This is a genomic window from Azospirillum ramasamyi (genome assembly GCF_003233655.1).
Lineage (GTDB): Bacteria > Pseudomonadota > Alphaproteobacteria > Azospirillales > Azospirillaceae > Azospirillum > Azospirillum ramasamyi.
Genome location: NZ_CP029833.1, coordinates 486,653 through 506,175 on the forward strand (window position 1 = coordinate 486,653; position 19,523 = coordinate 506,175).

Below are 19,523 nucleotides of genomic sequence, written 5' to 3' on the forward strand. Positions count from 1 at the left end.
CGGATGCTAGTTCCCGACCGCCCGTGCGTCCAGGGCTGCATGGGTGGAGCCGGACGCTTTTTCGGACCTGAACCCTCAGGCGGCCACTCGGGCTGCCACCTCAGGATGCTCCCTCATGCGGCCCCTCATGCGGCCGAAGTCAGGATTTCCCGGAGCATGGGGGCGGACACCGGTTTGTGGATCAGGCGGTGGCCGCTGCGCTGGACTTCGGCGATGCGGGCCGGGTCGGTATCGCCGGTCAGCACCACGGCGGGAACCCGTACGCCGCAGACGCCGTAGATGTCGCGGATCGCCTCCACGCCGGTCCGGCCTTCGCGCAGGCGGTAGTCGGCGACGATCATCGCCGGCTGCCGTCCCAGGTTCAGCAGCGATTGGATCGCCTCGTCGGCCGACACCGCGGCGACCACGTCGTATCCCCATTCCTCCAGCATCGCGCGCATGCTCAGCAGGATGATGGTGTCGTCGTCGACCACCACGATCAGGCCCTTCACGCGCGCCGGCTCCACCGGCAGCCAGACCGGTTTCGGGATCGGGCGCGGCACCGCCGCCGGCAGGTCGAGGTAGAAGCCGCTGCCCCGCCCGGGCGTGGAGCGCACGGCCACCCCATGCTCCAGCAGCCCGGCCAGCCGCCGCACGATCGCCAGCCCGAGGCCGAGGCCCTTGCGCCGGTCGCGCTCCGGGTTGGCGAGCTGGGTGAACTCCTGGAAGATGTCCTGGGTCTTGTCGGCGGGAATGCCGATGCCCTGGTCCAGAACCGCCAGCCGCAGACCGCCGCCGCGATGCAGGCAGCCGATCAGGATGTGGCCGCGCTCGGTATAGCGGATCGCGTTCTCGATCAGGTTGCGCAGGATGCGCTCCAGCAGGGCCGGGTCGCTCCTGGTCCAGGCGGAGGTCGGGACATGGCGCAGCACCAGCCCGGATTCGCCGGCGCGGAGGCGGTATTCCTCCGCGAGCCGGTCCAGCAGGGGGCCGAGCGCGAAATCGGTGACGCTGGGCTTCACCACCCCGGCATCCAGGCGCGAGACGTCCAGCAGGCTGTCCAGCATCACCCGCAGGCCGGTCAGCGATTCGGTCATGCTGGCCAGCAGCGGGGCGGTCGGGTGGTCCTCCAGCTTGTCCGATAACGCGTGCGCGAAGAAGAACAGCGACTGAAGCGGCTGGCGCAGGTCGTGGCTGGCGGCGGCCAGGAACTTCGTCTTGGCGCGGTCGGCGCGCTGGGCGTCGTCGCGGGCCTGCACCGCCTCGATCCGCGCGGCCTCCGCCTCGTCGCGGGCACGCAGGATCGCCTCCTCCGCCGCCTTGCGGGCGGTGATGTCGCGCATGATGCCGGTGTACATGCGCCGCTTGCCGACATGCCATTCGCCGACCGACAGGTCGAGCGGGAAGGTGGTTCCGTCCTTGCGCAGCCCCTCCACCTCGCGGCCGATGCCGACGATCCGCCGCTCACCCGTGCGGTGGTAGCGGTTAAGATAGCCGTCATGGGCGGTGCGGTATGGCTGCGGCATCAGCATGTTGACGTTGCGGCCGATCACCTCGTCGGCGCCGTAGCCGAAGGTCTTCTCCGCGGCATGGTTGAAGGACTGCACGATGCCGTGGTCGTCGATCAGGATGATGGGATCGACCGCGGTGTCGACGATGGCGCGGTAGCGCGCCTCCTGCTCGGCCGAGCGGTCCGCCTGCTGCCGGCGGTCCAGCAGCGAGGAGAGCAGGGCGAGGCAGAGAAGCAGCAGCGTCCCGAGCCCGGTCATGACGGCGAGAAGGGTGGAGGACAGGGCGACCCCCTGGCCCGTGGCGGTCATTCCCGCACGGTGTCCGGCCTGATGGACGGGCGCCAGGATCTGTCCGGCGGCGCTCAGTTCAGTCACCGGTTCCATGCCGGCCGCGGCCATGCCGGTATAATGCATCGTCACCACGCCCAGCCCCAGCAGGACGGCGCCGGCGGCGCGCTGCAGCGGACGTTGGGTGCGGAAGGCCAGCCACAGGGCCACGGTCGAAGCGACGATGGCGACGGCGATGGAGGTGGCGACCAGTAGGATGTCGTAGGACAGTTCCATGTCCATGCGCATGCCCGCCATTCCTACATAGTGCATGCTGACGATGCCGAGACCGGTGAGTGTTCCGGCAACGCCGAGGGTGAAGCGGCGCGGCCGGTTGCGGGCCACGGCGAACAGCCCGGCGCCCGAAACGCCCACCGCCAGCAGGAAGGATAACGCCGTCAACCCGGCGTCGTAGCCGATCGGCACCTCGCTGCGGTAGGCCAGCATGCCGATGAAGTGCATCGACCAGACCCCGGCGCCCAGCGCCAACGCCGCACCGGCCAGCCGCCGCACGTCGCCGTGGCCGCAGGCTCGGAGACTGCCCTCGCCGAGGCGGGTGTGATTGGCCAAATCCAGGGCGACATAACCGCCGAAGACGGCGATGACGTAGGATAAGGCGACGAGCAGTGGATCGTATTGGCCGGGCACGGGAGTCGTGTTGGGTTGTACGGACCGATCGGGTTTACAGCAATATCGTTCGCATAGGCGCGAAGACAATTGAGGGGACAGTGCCAGCCCCTTTCCACGAACGAAAGGCTCGCCTTGGTGGTAGACTGCGACCTACGACGTCCGGCGGGATATGACGGATGAACATGCATTCCTCTTCCGGGAAGCCGCAAGGCCCCGATTCTCCCCAAGAGTCGGCTCCTTCGCGCTCCCAGCCCCGCCCGCCCCGATCTCGTTCGCCCGGATCTCGTTCGCCCGGATCTCGTTCTCTGGGGGGCCGCCTGCTGCGTCCGGTGTGGACGCTGGCGGCAGTGGTCTACTTCCTTCTGGATGCGCTGGCCTACTGGGTGGTGCGGCCGGTCCTGCGCCGGATCGCGCAGGTCCCGGTCTTCGCACGGCTCAGCCGCTGGGCCGGCGCCTGGATCGCCGGGCTGGGGCCCTACCCGTCGCTGGCGCTCGTCCTGGTGCCGCTGGCCCTGCTTGAGCCGGCGAAGCTGGTCGGGGCGTGGCTTCTCGCCACCGGGCAGCCGCTGGCCGGCGCCGCCGTGATCGCCGGGACGGAGCTGGTGAAGATCGTCCTGGTGGAGCGGCTGTTCCACATCACCAAGCCGAAGCTGCTGACCATCGGCTGGTTCGCCCGCGGCTATGGCTGGGTCATCGCCTGGCTGGACTGGCTGAAGGAGACGGCCCCGTACCGGGCTGCCCGCCGCCTGCTGCGCTGGCTGCGCCGCGTCGCGCGCCGGATCGTCCTGATGGTGCGCCGGGCGGTGAGGCGGTGACGGATCAGGAGCCGAGCGGATCAGCCCAGCGGATCAGCCCAGCGGATCAGCCGAGCAGCGCCAGCACCAGCGCTCCGCCGACCAGCAGAACGCAGGCGCGGCGGTAGAGCGCCAGCGCGCGGCCGATGTCGGCCGGGGTCGCGGCGGTGCGGCCGGCGCCGAGCCAGACATCCTCGATGCGGGCGGCGCCATAGACGCGCGGGCCGCCCAGCCGCAGGTCGAGCGCGCCGGCCATGGCCGCTTCCGGCCAGCCGGCGTTGGGGGAGCGGTGGCGGCGGGCGTCCTGCCGCACGGACCGCCAGGCCTGCCGAGGGTCGGCCCCCTTCATCATCCAGGCCGCGCCGACCAGCAATAGGGCGGTCAGGCGGGAGCCCGGCAAATTGACCAGATCGTCGAGCCGGGCCGCCGCCCAGCCGAAGGCCTCGTGCCGCGGCGTGCGGTGGCCGATCATGCTGTCGGCGGTGTTGATCGCCTTGTAGAGCGCCAGCCCCGGCAGGCCCCCCACCAGCAGCCAGAAGGCCGGCGCCACCACACCGTCGGAAAAGTTCTCCGCGAGGCTTTCGATGGCGGCGCGGGCGACGGCCGGTTCGTCCAGCGTGGCGGGGTTGCGGCCGACGATCATCGACACCGCCTTGCGCGCGCCCTCCAGCCCGCCGGTGCGGAAGCCCCCGGCGACCGCCGCCACATGGTCGTGCAGGCTGCGCTGGGCCAGCAGGGTGGAGGCGAGCGCCGCCTCGATCAGCCAGCCGAAGGGCAGCAGCCGGCAGGCCCAGGCCACCGCCACCGCCACGCCGCCCACCGTCAGCAGCAGCACCGCCAGCGCCAGCACGCCGAACGCCTTGCGCCGTCCGAAACCGTCGTCCTCGCGGTTGAGCGCGGCGTCGAGCTGCGCGATAAGCGCACCGATCCACACCACCGGATGGCGGATGCGGGTATAGAGTGGGTCCGGATAGCCGGCCACCGCCTCGATCACGAGCGCGGCGGCGAGCAGGAAGGGATGAAGCGGCACGGGCGGAACGTTCCAACGGATGGGGCGGCCGGCGGGCCGCGCTAGGATGGACGCAAGGAGGCGCGATCATGGCCGAAGACGGCACGGCGACCAAGCCGCGCGTGACGGGTGGGGGCGTGGCGGATGGCGGCGGGCTGCTGCATGGCGGCGACCTGGACGGCGCCCGCGCCGCCTTTCCCGAGGCGCCCGAGCCCTGGGTCGACCTGTCCACCGGCATCAACCCCTGGCCCTACCCGCTGCCCCCGGTCCCGCCGCAGGCCTGGACCCGGCTGCCCGGCCGGGCGGAGGAGGCGGCGCTGCGCACCGCCGCCGCCGCCTGCTACGGCGCGCCGTCGGCGGAGCTGGTGGCCGCCGCTTCCGGCTCGCAGGCGCTGATCCAGCTTCTGCCGCGCCTGCGGCCGCCCGGCCGGGTGGCGGTCGTGGAGCCGACCTATGCCGAGCATGCCCGCTGCTGGAGGCTGGCCGGCCATGAGGTGCGCGGGGTGGATGGCGCGGACCGGGCGGGCGCTCCCGCCGTCGATATTCCGGCGTCGGATGTTCTGGTCCTGGTCAACCCCAACAACCCCGACGGCCGCCTCCTGCCGCCCGAAAGGCTGCTGCATCTGGCGCAGGCGCAGGCGGCGCGCGGCGGCTGGCTGGTGGTGGACGAGGCCTTCGCCGACATGGAGCCGGAACAGAGCGTCGTCCGTTTCGCCGGCCGGCCGGGATTGGTGGTCCTGCGCTCCTTCGGGAAGTTCTTCGGGCTTGCGGGCTTGCGGCTGGGGATCGCGCTGGCGCCGGCCGGGCTGGCGGCGGCGTTGCGCGACGCGGTCGGCCCCTGGGCGGTGTCCGGCCCCGGCCTGTCCATCGCCACGGCGGCGCTCGGCGACGGCGACTGGATCGCCGGGACGCGCGGCAGGCTGGACGAAGCGATGGCGCGGCTGCGCCGCCTGCTGTCCGGCGCCGGCCTGACGGTGGTCGGCGGCACCGCGCTGTTCTGCCTCGTCGAGGATCGGCGGGCGCCCGGCCTCTATCGCGCGCTGGGGGAGGCCGGAATCCTGGTGCGCCGGTTCGAAGGGCGGCCGGATTGGCTGCGCTTCGGCCTGCCCGGCCCGGAGGAGGCTTGGCAGCGACTTAGCGTCGCACTCGACAGCCGCGGAGCCTGGGAGCAAGGCGGGGACAAGGTTGGGACGGTGCAACCAAGCAAAAAGTCAGCATCTTGAACAATCGATAAAAATTTTATAAGCTCAACTGTTTTTAGAAGTCTGCCCGGATCACCTCGACCCCTTGGGGTCGTTCCGGCATTGCGGGGAAATAAAATTCTATGGGACACTTTGTGCCATGCTGGTTTCTGATAGCATGGCAATGATTTCCGACCGTGACGTGCAGGGGGTGCGGGGCTCCGCATGGTCGGCCTACGACTGCTTGCCGGTCGGGGTTTGCATCGTCACGGCATCGGGGATGATCCGCTACGCCAACCCCGCGCTGCATGGGCTGCTCGCCTGCGAAACGGGCGGGCTGGCGGGGCGGACCCTGTGCGAGTTCGATCTGGACCGCGGCCTGCCGCGGGCGTGGCCGGTGCGGCGGGCCGACGGCGCCGCCCGCTGGGTGACGGTGGCGGAGACGCCCTTGCCGGTGGACACCGACGACGCCGGCCAGGGGGCGGATGCGCTGCGGATGCTGACGGTGACGGATGTCGGCGCCCTCTGCCGGCAGGCGAAGGGGGCCGGCGCCCCCTGCGGCACCGGACCCGCCGGGATGCCGATGGTCGACGCCTTGCTCGAAGCGGTTCCGGTGCCGCTTTTCGTCAAGGAGGCCGATGGCCGCTACAGCGCGCTCGGCGACGCCTTCCCGCGCCCCGCCGGCATCGACAGGCCGGGCATGACGGGGGGGAATGCCGGCAGGGACGGGGCCGTATCGGAGTGGGAGGGCAGCATCCGCGTCGAGGCGCCGTTCTGCACGGCGGAGGGCGCGATGCGCATGGCCAGCCTGATCCGGGCCGCCTTCGGCGAACGGGCCGGCAATCCGACGGGCATCGCCGGCGCCATCCACGAACCGGAGGAAACCCGCCCGCAAGAGGAGAGGCTGGAAGCGATCCTGGAGCAGAGCCCGGTCGGCGTTTCCGTCTCCCGCCGCGACGACGGGCGGATCATCTTCGTCAACACCCGCTTCGCCGAACTGATCGGCCTGCCGCGGGAAAAGCTGATCGGCAGCCGCGCCCGCGACTATTACCTGGACAGCCACCAGCGCCTGCGCGTCCTGGAACGCCTGCGCGGCGGCGGCGGGGTCACCAACATGGAGGTCCAGTTCAAGCGGGCCGACGGGTCGCCCTTCTGGACGTTGTTCACCGTCAATCAGGCGGTGATCCAGGGCGTGCCGGTCAATCTGGCCTGGATCTACGACTACACCGAACGCCGCAGCATGGAGGAGGCGCTGCGCGACATGGCGTCGCGCGATCCGCTGACCGGCATCTACAACCGCCGCTCCTTCATGGAGCTGGCCCGCTCCCAGCTGGCCCGCGCCCACCGCTTTCACGAGCCGCTGTCGGTCTTCGTGCTGGACGTCGACCATTTCAAGCGGATCAACGACACCTTCGGCCATGCCACCGGCGACGACGCGCTGCGCATGGTCGCCGCCGGATGTCAGGCGATCCTGCGGGAATACGACCTGCTGGGCCGGCTGGGCGGGGAGGAGTTCGTGGTGGTGCTGCCCGGCGCCACCGCCGATGAAAGCCGCGTGGTGGCCGAACGGGTGCGCCGTCACCTCGCCCGCATGCCGATCGAGGCGCCGGACGGCACCTTCCGTCTGACCGCCAGCATCGGCATCGCCGGGCTGGAGGGCGCCACCGACACGCTGGAGCGGGCGATCCACCGCGCCGACCTCGCGCTCTACCGGGCGAAGCATCTCGGCCGCAACCGGGTGGCGGTGTTCGAGCCGGGAATGTAGGGGCTGGTCCGGTGGGTGCCGGGCCTATGCCCGGTCCAGATTGACGATTCCCACCACCCGGTTGCCGGTGCCGACGAAGGTCAGCTGGTCGAACCCGACCATGCGGGCCAGTGCGATGCCGCGGCCATGGGTGGCGTGCGATTGGGAGGCATCGACCGACAGATAGCGTTTGAAGTCGAAGCCCGGCCCCATGTCGGTGACGGTGAAGATGACGCGGCTGTCGCTGCGCTCCACATGCAGGGTGGCGTATTTGTCGCGGTGCTCGGACGACGCCAGCCGGGCTTCGATCTCGTGGGCCAGCATGCCGCTGGCCTTCAGCCGTCCCTTCGCCTCGAACCCGATGCCGAGGTTGCCGTGCTCCACCGCGTTGACCAGGATTTCCGACAGGCCGAAGGTCAGGCAGTGCCCGGTGGAGGCGACCGACGACAGGGCGATGGCGAGGTTCTGCGCCTCCTGCGGGGTGCGGAAGCGGAAATGCGCGTCGCGCAGCAGCGCGATGGCGTCGGAGCGGGAGCGCAGGTCGCCCTGCAGGCTCCTCAGCCGGCCGGTCGTCTCCTCCGCCGCGCGGACGACGGAACGCAGCAGCGCACCGTCATAGGGCTTTATCAGGTAATAGAACACCCCGGCGCGGATCGCCGCCGCGATCTCCGCGCTGCTGTCGGAGAGGGTCTGCACGATGACGGGGATGCCCGCCAGTTCCGGCACGCCCTTCATCCGTTGGTACAGCATGAGCCCGTCGCCGTCGGCAAGGCGGCGGTCGAGCAGCACCACGTGGATCGCCGTCCCGTTGGCCGACAGGATCTCCCAGGCTTGCGCCATGGTCCCCGCCTCCAGCGTCCGGTAGCCGATGCGGGACAGATACCCGGCGACGATGGCGCGGGTCATTTCCTCGTCATCGACGACCAGTGCGGTGACGGCATCGGCCATGGTCGGCGTGGCTCCAGTGGTTCGCGGCGGGGAGGGGGGCGGAATCCGCCATGTTTTACCGAAACCACACCTGCTGCACAATCACCGGCGGCATTGCGCCGCAGTATGAAGCGCGAGCCGTGTGGAGCGCGTTTCAGCCGACGGGTGTCTCCAGCGCCGCCGCCGACCGACGGGCAGCCTCCAGCTCCGCGGCGACGCGGGCCCCGGCGGCGGGGGTCAGCGCGTCCCGGTCCCGGCGGCGGGCGGCGCTGACCAGATGATGGGCGGTGGCGGCCAGCCGGTCGAAGCCGACATTGGCGGCGGAGCCCTTCAGGATGTGCGCCTCCCGCTCGATGCCGGCGCAGTCGCCGCGGTCGATGGCGCCGCGCAGCAGGTCTAGATGCATGGGGCTGTCGCTGAAGAAGGTTTCCAGCAGCAGGGCGAAGCCGTCCGCGCCCAGGGAGTCGCGCAATTCCCCGATCTTCTCCACGTTGACGGCGGGCGGTTCCGGTTCGGCCGGCGGAGAGGGGGGCGGGCCGGCTGGACCGCCTCCGGGGCCGCCATCCTCCCCGCCGGCCGGCTTCGCGAAGCGGGTGATGGTGTCCAGCAGCTTGCGGGCATTGATCGGCTTGGACAGATAGTCGTCCATGCCGGCCTCCAGGCAGATGGCGGCGTCGCCCTGCATGGCGTTGGCGGTCAGCGCCACGATGGGGATGCGCATGGCCGCGCCGGACAGCCGGCGGATGCGCCGTGTCGCCTCCAGCCCGTCCATCACCGGCATCTGGACGTCCATCAGCACCAGATCGTAGCGGCGGGCCTCCACCGCCTCCACCGCCTCCTCGCCGTTGGACACCGCCTCCGCGCTGTGGCCGGCACGGCGCAGCAGCGCCAGCGTCAGCTGCTGGTTGACCGGATTGTCCTCCGCCACCAGCACGCGGACCCGCGGCTTGCCGTCGGGCGGAGCCGCCGGACCGGCGGGGGGCCGCACGGGGAGGGGGATGACGTTGCCGGTCCGCGCGGGTGCCGGCCAGTCAGCGGGCGCCGCCGAGGATTCCGGTCCCGATTGCGGTTCCAGCAGGCGGGCAAGGCAATGGCACAGCGTGCTGAAGCGGATCGGCTTCGGCAGATGGGTATCGACCGGCGCCCTCTCCGGTTCCTGCCCCTCCAGCCTGTGGGACGAGGCCAGCGCCAGACGGATCCCGGCCAGCGCGGGATTGGCGCGGATGCGCCGCGCCACCTCCGGCCCGGTCAGCCCCGGCATGCGGTGGTCGAGGATGGCGGCGTCGAACGGACGGCCCTCGCGGACGGCGGCGGCCAGCCGGTCCAGCGCCTCCTCGCCGTTCTCCGCCGTCTCGGTCACGATGCCGAAGCCGTCCAGTTGCCGGGTCAGCAGGTCGCGGTTGACCGCGATGTCGTCGACCAGCAGCAGGCGGCGGCCGGCCCAGTTGCCGGCGGGAGCCGGCGGGTGGGCGCTGCCGGCGCCGCGCTTCAGCGGGATCGACACCCAGAACGTGCTTCCGGCGCCCGGCTGGCTCTCCACCCCGATGCGGCCGCCCATCAGCTCCGCCAGCCGCTTGCAGATCGCCAGACCCAGGCCGGTGCCGCCATGGCGCCGCGCGGGGGACGAATCGACCTGGGTGAACATGGCGAACAGGCGGGGGCGTTCCTCCTCGGGGATGCCGATGCCGGTGTCGCGCACTTCGAAGCGGACGCGGACGCCGTCCCCCGCCGGCTGGCCGGGATCGGCCGGCTCCTCGCTCAGCAGGATGGTGACGCTGCCGCTGTCGGTGAACTTCACCGCGTTGCCGGCGAGGTTCAGCAGGATCTGGCGCAGCCGCCCGGCATCGCCCAGCAAGGCGCCGCGCAGGTTGGGCGGCACGAAGCTGGCAAGGTCCAGCCCCTTGGCCGCCGCGCGCGGGGCCAGGATTTCCGCCACGCTTTCGACCATCGGCACCAGTTCGAACTCACCGACCTCCAGATCCAGGCGGCCGGCGTCGATCTTCGAGAAATCCAGGATGTCGTTGATGACGACCAGCAGCGATTCGGCGGAATCGCGGATGGTTTCGGCATAGGTGCGCTGCTCCGCCTCCATCGGCGTGTCGAGCAGCAGCCCGGCCATGCCGATCACCCCGTTCATCGGCGTGCGGATCTCGTGGCTCATCGTCGCGAGGAATTCCATCTTGATGCGCTGTCCGTCCTCCGCCCGCTCCTTGGCGTCGCGCAGCGTGTGCTCCAGCCGCTTCGCCTCCGTCAGGTCGCGCAGGATGGCGGCGAAGAGCGGCCCGGCCGCGGTCTTCACCAGCGCCATGGAATAGGCCAGCGGGAAGCTCTCCTCGCCGTCCGCCGCCGGCCTGATCGCCGCGGTTTCTCCGCGGGTGGCGGTGTCCATCGGACGGCGGCCGCGCGCGATCTCCAACAGGATGCGGGCGGCGGCCTCGCGCTTGTCGGCGGGCAGCAGCTCCGTCACCGGCCGGCCGACCAGCCCGCCCGGCGCGCAGCGGAAGATGGCGTGGGCGGCCGGATTGGCGGCTTCGATCACCCCGTCGGGCCGGGCGGTGACGATGCCTTCCGCCGCGGTGTCGACGATGGCGGACAGGCGGGCGTTCGCCGCCTCCAACTCCTCGTCCTGGCGGCGCTGGGCGGCGAGCGACCGCGCCAGCAGCAGGCCGAACAGCCCGAGCAGCAGGATCATGCCGCCCGAGAGCAGGGCCGCCATCCGCAGATTGTGGCGCCATACGGCAAGCACGGCGTCCTGCCGCACGCTGACCGTCAGCACCAGCGGCCAGACCGGGGTCGTCCGGTAGGCGACGATGCGCGTGTCGGGACCGGCGCCGATATCGGTGCCGGAGTGGCTGAACACGCCGTATTCGGCCTGGGGCAGGCGCTGGCGGAACAGCGGCGTCTCGGAGAAGGAGTGGCCGATCTCCTCCCCCGCCTGCGGCTGGACGGTCAGCAGCGTGCCGTCATACCGGTAGAGCGCGATGCGGTCGCCCACCGCGGCGTCGTCGCCGCCCTGGACCGCACGGTACAGGCCCTGGAAATAGTCGGGATTGACGGTGGCGACGACCACCGCATGCAGCATGCCGTCCGCATCGCGCAGCGCGCGGCTCATCGGCAGCAGCCAGCGCCCGGACCGCTCCCCTCCGGCAGCGCGGTCGAGCAGGCCGCGGCCCGGCCGCGGGTCGCCGATCACCAGCCCCCTGTTCTGGCCGGCGGCCTGCTGGCGGAAGGCGTCCAGCTCCGTCAGATAGGCGTCGGCGGGATGCGCCCCCTCGGTCGTGGCGAGGATGCGGCCGGTGCGGTCGAGCAGGGTCAGGCCCCGCAGATGCGGCGACCGCCGCAGCCGGTCGGTCAGGAGCGCGGACAGGTCGGGACCGGTCCGGCCGTCCTCGCCCGTCCAGCTGGCGTCGGACAGTGAATCGACGATGGCCGACAGCGTGACGTCGACCGACTGCACCGTGCGGGTGGTCGACACCTCCAGCGCCGCGGCAAGGCTGGCGAGATTGATCTCCGCGGTGTCGAGCGCCGCCTCGCGCGCGGCGATCAGCTGTTGCCCCTGATTGACCAACAGGGCGAAGACGGCCAGAAGGGCAAAGGCGATGATGCCGCCGCGCTTCTGGAAAAGACCCTTTGGATCCGCTTTTGCTGGGCGATGGAGCAGGGCGTGCGTTCCGGGCGGTCAGGTGTGGTCGAACGGGTTCGGTCAGGCAGCGTGGTCTTGCGGCGTTGTCATCCGTATGCGGCCCGGCGGTCCCGGTCGAGATCGACGCTCCCGACAATAGCAGCTGCGCGGACCATACGCCAAGCATTCACTGCCGTTCTCATGCGGTCGATGTTAGTATGCCGCGTCCCCCGTATTGCATTGCACGGCGGCGTCAAAGAACAGGTCCGAGTGGTTAACGAAAGGTGTGATATGGAGACGCGTATCGTTTTGGCTGTCTGCTGTGCAATTCTGTTCTCTCCGGCTGCCGGCAATACCGCTTCAGCGATTGAGAAGGATGGGAGACTTCATAAAATTGCAGAGCAGAAGCAACTTCGTGTCTGCTCCTGGCCCGATTACTACGCGATCTCGTTCCGGAATCCGCGGACCGGCGCGCTGGAGGGGCTGGACGCCGAGATGGCGCGGGCCTTCGCCGACGATCTCGGCGTGCAGTTGACGGTGGTGGAGAGCAGCTTTCCCCGCTTCATCGACGATCTGCTGGCAGACCGTTGCGACATCGGCATGTTCGCCATCGGCGCCACCCCGGCGCGGGCGCAGCGCGTGGCCTTCAGCCAGCCCTATCTGCGCAGCGGCATCTATGCGGTGACCACCCAGACCAACGACACCATCCGGCGCTGGGAGGATCTGGACCGCAGCGGCAACGTCTTGGCGGTGCAGAAGGACACCTACATGGACGGCTATGCCCGCAGCGCGATGAAGGCCGCCCGCATCGTCGCCGTCACCCGCCCGCAGGAACGCGAGGAGGAGGTGCAGGCCGGCCGCGCCGACGCCTTCCTGACCGATTATCCCTATGGCCAGCGCATGCTGGCCTTCCATCCCTGGGCCCGGCTGGTCGTGCCGGACATGCCGGTCCAGCCGACGCCCTACGCCTATGCGGTGGCGCCGGGCGACGCGGCGTGGCTGGAGCGGGTGAATGCCTTCGTCGCCGCCATCAAGGCCGACGGCCGGCTGGAGAGCGTCGCCGCCCGCTACAAGCTGAGCCCCATCGTGGCGCGGGACTGAAGCGCGTCCCCGGGGCTTCGACCCTGCCTGCCCGCCGGCCGGCGGGCGCTTGCCGCGCATTCCGGCGCCTTCTCCCGTCCCGGGCCGCCAGCCTCGGGACGGGAGAGGCCCCCGCTTTCCTGACGCCGTGCCTTACCGGTGCCCGCTGATCTCCGCGTGCAGCGGCTTGGTGTCCTCGAACTTCTGCTGCTGCTCGGGGCTGGCGTCCTTCTGGTGCTTCTGCTTCCATTCGGAATAGGGCATGCCGTAGACGGCGATGCGGGCGTCCTCGTCCGACAGCGCGACGCCGCGCTCCTTGGCCGCCGCCGCGTACCATTTGGACAGGCAGTTGCGGCAGAAGCCGGCGAGGTTCATCAGGTCGATGTTCTGCACGTCGGTACGCTTGCGCAGGTGCTCGACCAGGCCGCGGAATGCCGCGGCTTCCAGTTCGATGCGGGTCTGGTGGTCCAGATCGGCCATGGGGTCTCTACTCCTCCGGTTTTCTTGTTCTGTTAAGAGTGGGGTGGCCGGTGCAGGGTGACCATCCGGCCATGGGGATGAAAATCGCGCGAGCCGCCGCCGGCGGCGATGGTGCGGACCACCGCCTCGCGGTCGGTGACGACGAAGCCGGCCAGCACGTCGAGGCCGTAGTCGAACAGGCGCGGGGTCAGCGGCGTGCCGGGGCCGATCATCGCCACCCGCGCCCCGGCCGACACCCGCAGCAGGCGGGGCAGGGTGCGGTTGGCGAAGGCCGAGGCGGTGACGGCCACCGCCTCCGCGCCCGGAAGAAGCCAGTCGCAGGCGGCCTCCGGATGCTCGCCCTCCTGCGGGGTCATGTCGATCACCTGGGCGCGCGGCATCCGGCTGGCGACCTGCGGGAAGCCGCCGACCACCACGACGCGCCCCTCCACCGAAGCGAACAGGTCCAGCCCGTTGCCGGGAATGCCGGCCACATCGGGCCGGTTGTAGTGTGCGTTCAGCGCGGCAACGCCCACCGCGATCTCCAGCGGATCCCACGATTGCGCGGCCATGGCGGCGAGATCGCGCAAGGACCGGCCGGCCCAGCGCCACGGATCCTCCTCCTCCGCCGCCGGCGCCTGCCGGGCGGCGACGCCGAGCCCCTGGCCGGTTTCCACCAGCACCCACTTGTCGCCGGTGACGACGCGGCGGACCTCGGCGTCGGCGACGCCCTGCACCAGATCCGGGTACATCCGCTGCGGCCCCCACCAGCGCCACAGCGCGTCGGCGGTGGGCGACAGCAGGTCGCAGAAGCCGCCGGTGGCGGACTGCCATTCGTTGAGATAGCGGCTGCCGACGCTGGTCAGCAGCGGGATGCCTTCCGCGATCGCCGTCAGCATCTCGTCCGACAGGCCGTCGCCGTGCGACTCCAGCCCGGCAAACTTGTTGATGACCAGCAGATCGACCTTCGCGGCGACCGCGTTGCGGATGGCCTGGCTGGCCTCCGCCACGCCGGTGGGATCGACGCGGCAGGATTGCGATTCCCGCCCCAGCCGCTGGGTGATGTCATAGGCCCGCCCGGTCGCGACGTCGACCAGCTCCATCCGCTCCGCACAGTCGTCGCCCGGCCCGTGGTTGCGCTGGATCAGCCCGCCGACGCGGAAGCCGCGCCGCTTCAGCTCCGCCGTGAAGCCGTCCAGCAGCGCGTCGACGCCGTAGGAACCGGGGCCGTGGATCACGGCGCCGGGGCGCAGGGGCGGCGGGGAGGCGGGGGGAAGCGGCATCGGGGCGGACCTTTCGCGGAACGGCGGGGTGGGGGCGTGGACGGGCGCCTCAGCCGCCCCGGCGGATGCGGTAGACGAAGACGGTCTTGTGGACCTCGTCGGGCAGGGTCTCGTGCGACAGCAGGGCGTTGTCGGTCGTGTTGCAGAAATGCTTGAAGTCGATGACCGAGGCCGGGTCGGTCGCCTGGACCACCAGTTCCTCCCCCGGCTCCATGCGGTCGAGCAGGGCCCGCGTGCGCAGGATGGGCAATGGGCAATGCAACCCCTTCACGTCAAGCTCTCTCGCCGGCACCGCGCCCGCTCCACGATCGTTGAGGACGAAATCCTTACTCCGCCCGTGACTGTAGCCGGTTCGCGCCCGCTTCTCCAGACCGCTGGCCGATCGGGCGCATCGGCCGCAACCGTCGGCGGAGCGGGAGCGGCGGCCGAGATTTTCCGCATGTCCCGCTGTTGTACGGCCCAAGGACGGGATTTCGACGAAAGGAAAGCGGTCATGGCGAAGCGGCCAGATGACGGCATGGGCGACAAGGTGGTGGTCATCACGGGCGCATCCAGCGGCATCGGGCGGGCGACCGCGCTGGAGTTCGCGCGCCAGGGCGCTGCGGTGATCCTGGCGGCCCGCCGGCAGGCCGCCTTGCACGAGGTGGCGGGGGAGTGCGTGGAGGCCGGCGGCCGGGCGATGGTGGTTCCGACCGACGTCACCGACCAGCGCGCCGTGCAGCGTCTGGCCGACCGCGCCGTCGAAACCTTCGGCGGCATCGACATCTGGGTCAACAATGCCGGCGTCATCGCCTTCGGCCGGTTCGAGGACATCCCCGACGACGTGTTCGAGCAGGTGGTGCGCACCGATTTGCTTGGTACCGTCCATGGCTGCCGCGCCGTGCTGCCCCATTTCCTCGACCGCGGGGAGGGCATCATCATCAACACCGGGTCGATGGTGTCCAACATCGGCCAGCGCTATGCCACGCCCTACACCGCCGCGAAGTTCGCGGTGCGCGGCTTTTCAGAATCGCTGCGGCAGGAGCTGGTGGACGAGCCGGGCATCCATGTCTGCATGGTCATGCCGGCGTCGATCGACACGCCGCTGTGGCAGCATGCCGCCAACTACACCGGCCGGGCGGTCAAGCCGCTGAACCCCATCCACCCGCCGGAGGAGGTCGCCGCCGCCATCCTGGCGCTCGCCCGCAAACCGGAACGCGAACGCTTCGTCGGCACCGAGGCCCGCATCGCCGCGGTCAGCAACGCCATGGCCCCGCAGCTGACCGAGCGGGCGCTCGCCCACACCATCGAGCGGGACATGTTCCAGAACCGCTCCGCCCCCGCCACCTCGGGCGGCGTGATGACCGCGATGCCGGAATATCAGGGCGCCAGCGGCGGCTGGATCGAACCGAAGCCGCCGCGCAGCCCCATTTCCTGGACCAACCTGACCCTGTTCATGCTGCCGGTGCTGCTGGCCAGCCGTCCGCTGGGCAACGGGCGGAAGCTGCACGCCCGGTGACACCGCATCCGATCCTCCGGCGGCGGCCCTGATCCGACGGCCTGATCCGACGGCCTGATCCTGCGCCCTGATCCGGCGGCCTTGATCCGGCGGCCTTGATCCCGTGGCCGGGAGCCGTTATACGCTCGCCCCTTTTCCGGTGCGGCGGGTGGCCGCAGCGGTCATCCGGGCAGGAGGCGGGACATGACGGCGTGCGGACTCGATTTCGGCACCTCGAACACGACGCTGGGCGTGCAGGATTCCGGCGGTTTCCGGCTGCTGGCGCTCGATGGCGTGCGCACCACCCTGCCGACGGCGGTGTTCTTCGATTTCGAGCATGACCGGACCACCATCGGCCAGGAGGCCGTCGACGCCTATGTGTCGGGGGTGGAAGGGCGGCTGATGCGCTCGATCAAGTCGATGCTCGGCACCGACCTGATCGACGCCGACACCGCGCTCCGCAAGGGCCGGATCAGCTTCCGCGCGGTGATCGGCACCTTCCTCGATCTGGTGAAGGCGCGGGCCGAACAGGCGCTGGGCGGCGAACTGGGCGACGTGGTGGTCGGGCGCCCGGTCCATTTCGTCGACGGCGACCCGGCCGGCGACGCCGCGGCGGAGGAGGCGCTCGGCCAGATCGCGCGCGCCGCCGGCTTCCGCAACGTCTCCTTCCAGTTCGAACCCATCGCCGCGGCGCTCGACTACGAGCAGCAGGTGGCGGGGGAGGAACTTGCGCTGATCGCCGACATCGGCGGCGGCACCTCGGACTTCTCGGTCGTGCGCATCGGGCCGGAGCGGCGGGGCAAGGCCGACCGGGCCGGCGACATCCTGGCCAATGACGGCATCCGCGTCGGCGGCACAGACTTCGACCGCGACCTCAGCCTCGCCACCGCCATGCCGGAACTGGGGCTGGGCAGCGCGATGAAGCGCGCCGGTCTGCTGGCGCCGCGCAGCATCTATTTCGATCTGGCGACCTGGTCGAAGATCAACTTCCTCTACACCGCCAAGGCGATGGCCGAGTTGGAACGCCTGCGGCGGGATTCCGCCGAGCCGGAGAAGATCGAGCGCCTTATCGGCATCATCGAGCACCGTCAGGGCCACGCGCTGGCCATGGCGGTGGAGCGCACCAAGATCGCCCTGTCCGACCGGCCGGCGGCGGATCTCGTGCTGGACTGGGGCGACGGAGACCTTTCCCTGGCGGTGGACCGGGAGGCGCTGAACCTGGCCACCGGCTCGCTCGCCGCCCGCATCGGTTCGCGCATCCGCGACTGTCTGGCTGATGCGGGCGTGACCGCCGACCGCATCGACGCGGTGTTCCTGACCGGCGGCTCCACCCTGCTGCCGCAGGTGCGCGCCGCCATCCTGGCCGAGGCGCCGGACGCGCGGGTGGTGGAAGGCAACATCTTCGGCTCCGTCGGCCTGGGGCTGACGGTGGAGGCGTTGCGGCGCTACGGGTGAGGAGGCGCCGGCCCCGATCCTGCGGACAGAGGTGGCCGCGGCGTGACCCGGAGCCGCCCCGCGGCGGCCCTGCCGCCGTGCCGATGCTGTGGCTCACACGAAGGCCACGACCAGCGGCCCCAGCAGGGTCAGCAGGATGTTCGCCAGCGCGTAGGTGATGACGAAGGGGACGGTCGGGATCGAGTTGCCGGCCTGGGTGAGCACCTCGCCGAAGGCCGGGTTGGCGCTTCGCGCACCGGCCAGCGCGCCGGCGAAGATGGCCGCATTGTCGTAGCGCAGCAGGTAACGGCCGACGAGCAGGGTGATCAGCAACGGAACGAGCGTCACCACCACGCCGGCCAGGAAGATGCTCAAGCCGCTCTCGGCGACCGTGCTCACCGCCTGCCGGCCGGATTGAAGGCCGACCACGGCGATGAAGCCGGCAATGCCCAGGTCGCGCAGCGCCGTCATGGCCGGCACGGGCATGTTGCCGATGGTGAGGTTGCGGGTGCGGTACCAGCCGAACAGCAGACCGGCCAGCAGGGCGCCGCCGCCGCCGCCCAGCGTCAGCGGAATGTCGCCGATGCGGATCTCGGCCAGGCCGATGAGCAGGCCGAGCACCAGCCCCAGGCCATGGTAGATCCAGTCGGTGATGTCGCTTGGGATGATGTCCGTCCCCACCGACTTGGCGACGCGCTGCACATCCTTCGCGGAGCCATAGAGCGTGGCGATGTCGCCGGACTCGATCACGGTGTTGGGGGTGAGCGTCAGCGGGACACCGCTCCGCTTCACGCCGGTCACATAGACGCCATGATGCTGGATGTCCGCCGTAGCCCTGCGGATCTCCGCGACGGTGCGGTGGGTGTAGGCCGGGTTGGTGATGACCACGTCCCGCTCCAGCATGATGACGTCCATGCCCCGCGAGGTTCGAAGCTCCACTCCGAGAGTGCCGGCCAGACCGACCACCCCGGCACGCCGTCCAACCAGCAGAATGATGTCCCCCGTTTGCAGCCGCAGGGTCGGCTGCAGGCCGATCAGCATGTTGTTGCGCTTCACGCGTTCGATGCTGACCGGGCCGTTGGCGGCGGCCGCCTCGATCTCCGCCACCGTCCGCCCCGCCGCCTGTTCGATCCGGTAGAGGCGGCCGACCAGGGCCCTCATGGCGTACTGCTCGCCGGGCCCCAGAGGATGGGTGCCGGCCAGCATCGCCGTTTGCGCCTTGATGGCGTCGTCGCGGATGCTGCGCTTCATCATCCAGGGCAGCAGGTTGACGCAGACCAGAATGGGGCCGAGCGTTCCGAAGATGTAGGTGACGGCATAGCCGACCGCGACGTTGTTTTGGAGGCGCTGAATCTCCTCCGCGGGCAGCGCGAGCTTGCCGATGGCCGAGCTGGCGGTGCCGATGATGGCCGACTGGGTCAACCCGCCGGACGCGATGCCCGCGGCCAGGCCTTTGTCGAGACTCGACAGATGGGCCATGACGATGACCGTGATCAAGCCGCTGGCCGCGAGAACGACCGCGAGGAGGACTTCGCGGATCGACTTCCGGTCGAGCGATTGAAAGAACGTCGGGCCGCATTCGAAGCCGACCGCATAGATGAACAAGGCGAACAGGAACGATTTTACGCCGTCGTCGATCGAGACGCCGATTTGGCTGATCGCCACCGCGACCAACAGGCAACCGGCCACTTCCCCGAGCTGGAATTTACCGAACTGGAACTTGCCGATCCAATAGCCGCCTGCGACGGAAAGAAATAAGGCAATCTCTGGTGCCTGATCGAGGATGGAGTGAATCCATGGCATGGAATTTCCTTGCAGAAGGGTTTTTCCCGGCATTTTCCAAATGGATAGTGAAGGGAAGTGAAAGCCAACCCTCTGCCTCGGTCAATGAACCGCGGCCTAGAACAGTGGAGATGATTCTTAAGGGTCACGGTTTGGGCGGAAATGCGGGTAAAATGAATTATGCTTTCCGTACAGAGAAAAGTTAAACGTTCATAAAAGCATCAATTTCAAAAATGCAGGACAATTTGCATTTTTCATTTTTATGTCAGGGCTGTGGGTTTTTC

General features: G+C 70.0%; 14 protein-coding genes. 6 read left to right on the top strand and 8 right to left on the bottom strand.

Annotated elements, in window-relative coordinates; all coding sequences use genetic code 11:
* Nucleotides 1-125: 125 nt before the first annotated feature.
* Nucleotides 126-2,465: a hybrid sensor histidine kinase/response regulator gene (locus tag DM194_RS24445; RefSeq protein WP_111070205.1), complete on the bottom strand. Its 2,340-nt coding sequence runs from the start codon at nucleotides 2,463-2,465 to the stop codon at nucleotides 126-128.
* A gap of 329 nt (nucleotides 2,466-2,794) precedes the next feature.
* On the opposite strand from DM194_RS24445, the gene DM194_RS24450 reads away from it, so the two are divergent.
* Nucleotides 2,795-3,262, top strand: a complete 468-nt coding sequence (locus tag DM194_RS24450) for a hypothetical protein (RefSeq protein ID WP_246024578.1) — start codon at nucleotides 2,795-2,797, stop codon at nucleotides 3,260-3,262.
* 46 nt (nucleotides 3,263-3,308) lie between these two features.
* Here the strand turns inward: DM194_RS24450 and cbiB are convergent, their stop codons facing one another.
* Nucleotides 3,309-4,271 (bottom strand): adenosylcobinamide-phosphate synthase CbiB, encoded by a 963-nt coding sequence (gene cbiB, locus DM194_RS24455; RefSeq protein ID WP_111070209.1) that lies wholly within the window; start codon nucleotides 4,269-4,271, stop codon nucleotides 3,309-3,311.
* A gap of 68 nt (nucleotides 4,272-4,339) precedes the next feature.
* On the opposite strand from cbiB, the gene cobD reads away from it, so the two are divergent.
* Complete coding sequence (gene cobD, locus DM194_RS24460) at nucleotides 4,340-5,473, top strand: threonine-phosphate decarboxylase CobD (protein WP_111070211.1); 1,134 nt, start codon at nucleotides 4,340-4,342, stop codon at nucleotides 5,471-5,473.
* A 136-nt stretch (nucleotides 5,474-5,609) separates the two neighbouring features.
* Nucleotides 5,610-7,196: a sensor domain-containing diguanylate cyclase gene (locus tag DM194_RS24465; RefSeq protein ID WP_246024579.1), complete on the top strand. Its 1,587-nt coding sequence runs from the start codon at nucleotides 5,610-5,612 to the stop codon at nucleotides 7,194-7,196.
* A gap of 24 nt (nucleotides 7,197-7,220) precedes the next feature.
* On the opposite strand, the gene DM194_RS24470 is transcribed toward DM194_RS24465, so the two are convergent.
* Both DM194_RS24470 and DM194_RS24475 read right to left on the bottom strand, forming a co-directional pair.
* Nucleotides 7,221-8,123, bottom strand: coding sequence for an ATP-binding response regulator (locus DM194_RS24470; protein WP_111070215.1), 903 nt, complete (start codon nucleotides 8,121-8,123; stop codon nucleotides 7,221-7,223).
* A gap of 133 nt (nucleotides 8,124-8,256) precedes the next feature.
* The gene (locus DM194_RS24475; RefSeq protein WP_246024580.1) at nucleotides 8,257-11,670 is read right to left on the bottom strand and encodes a response regulator; all 3,414 of its coding nucleotides are present in this window, start codon (nucleotides 11,668-11,670) and stop codon (nucleotides 8,257-8,259) included.
* Nucleotides 11,671-12,033: 363 nt separating this feature from the next.
* Between DM194_RS24475 and DM194_RS24480 the strand changes: the two genes are divergently transcribed.
* Nucleotides 12,034-12,825, top strand: a complete 792-nt coding sequence (locus DM194_RS24480) for a substrate-binding periplasmic protein (protein WP_425457330.1) — start codon at nucleotides 12,034-12,036, stop codon at nucleotides 12,823-12,825.
* Nucleotides 12,826-12,957: 132 nt separating this feature from the next.
* On the opposite strand, the gene DM194_RS24485 is transcribed toward DM194_RS24480, so the two are convergent.
* From DM194_RS24485 to DM194_RS24495, 3 genes are read right to left on the bottom strand one after another with little or no spacing between them, the layout of a single operon-like run.
* Nucleotides 12,958-13,284, bottom strand: a complete 327-nt coding sequence (locus DM194_RS24485) for a DUF1244 domain-containing protein (RefSeq protein ID WP_111070219.1) — start codon at nucleotides 13,282-13,284, stop codon at nucleotides 12,958-12,960.
* Nucleotides 13,285-13,316: 32 nt separating this feature from the next.
* Nucleotides 13,317-14,546 (bottom strand): DUF2478 domain-containing protein, encoded by a 1,230-nt coding sequence (locus DM194_RS24490; RefSeq protein WP_111070221.1) that lies wholly within the window; start codon nucleotides 14,544-14,546, stop codon nucleotides 13,317-13,319.
* Between the two features lie 49 nt (nucleotides 14,547-14,595).
* The gene (locus tag DM194_RS24495; RefSeq protein WP_246024581.1) at nucleotides 14,596-14,796 is read right to left on the bottom strand and encodes a sulfurtransferase TusA family protein; all 201 of its coding nucleotides are present in this window, start codon (nucleotides 14,794-14,796) and stop codon (nucleotides 14,596-14,598) included.
* Nucleotides 14,797-15,039: 243 nt separating this feature from the next.
* Between DM194_RS24495 and DM194_RS24500 the strand changes: the two genes are divergently transcribed.
* Together DM194_RS24500 and DM194_RS24505 are read left to right on the top strand one after the other, a co-directional pair.
* Nucleotides 15,040-16,044, top strand: a complete 1,005-nt coding sequence (locus DM194_RS24500) for an SDR family oxidoreductase (protein WP_111070225.1) — start codon at nucleotides 15,040-15,042, stop codon at nucleotides 16,042-16,044.
* 183 nt (nucleotides 16,045-16,227) lie between these two features.
* Complete coding sequence (locus tag DM194_RS24505; protein ID WP_111070227.1) at nucleotides 16,228-17,478, top strand: Hsp70 family protein; 1,251 nt, start codon at nucleotides 16,228-16,230, stop codon at nucleotides 17,476-17,478.
* Nucleotides 17,479-17,571: 93 nt separating this feature from the next.
* Here the strand turns inward: DM194_RS24505 and aspT are convergent, their stop codons facing one another.
* Nucleotides 17,572-19,260 (bottom strand): aspartate-alanine antiporter, encoded by a 1,689-nt coding sequence (gene aspT / locus DM194_RS24510; RefSeq protein ID WP_111070229.1) that lies wholly within the window; start codon nucleotides 19,258-19,260, stop codon nucleotides 17,572-17,574.
* Nucleotides 19,261-19,523 lie beyond the last annotated feature (263 nt).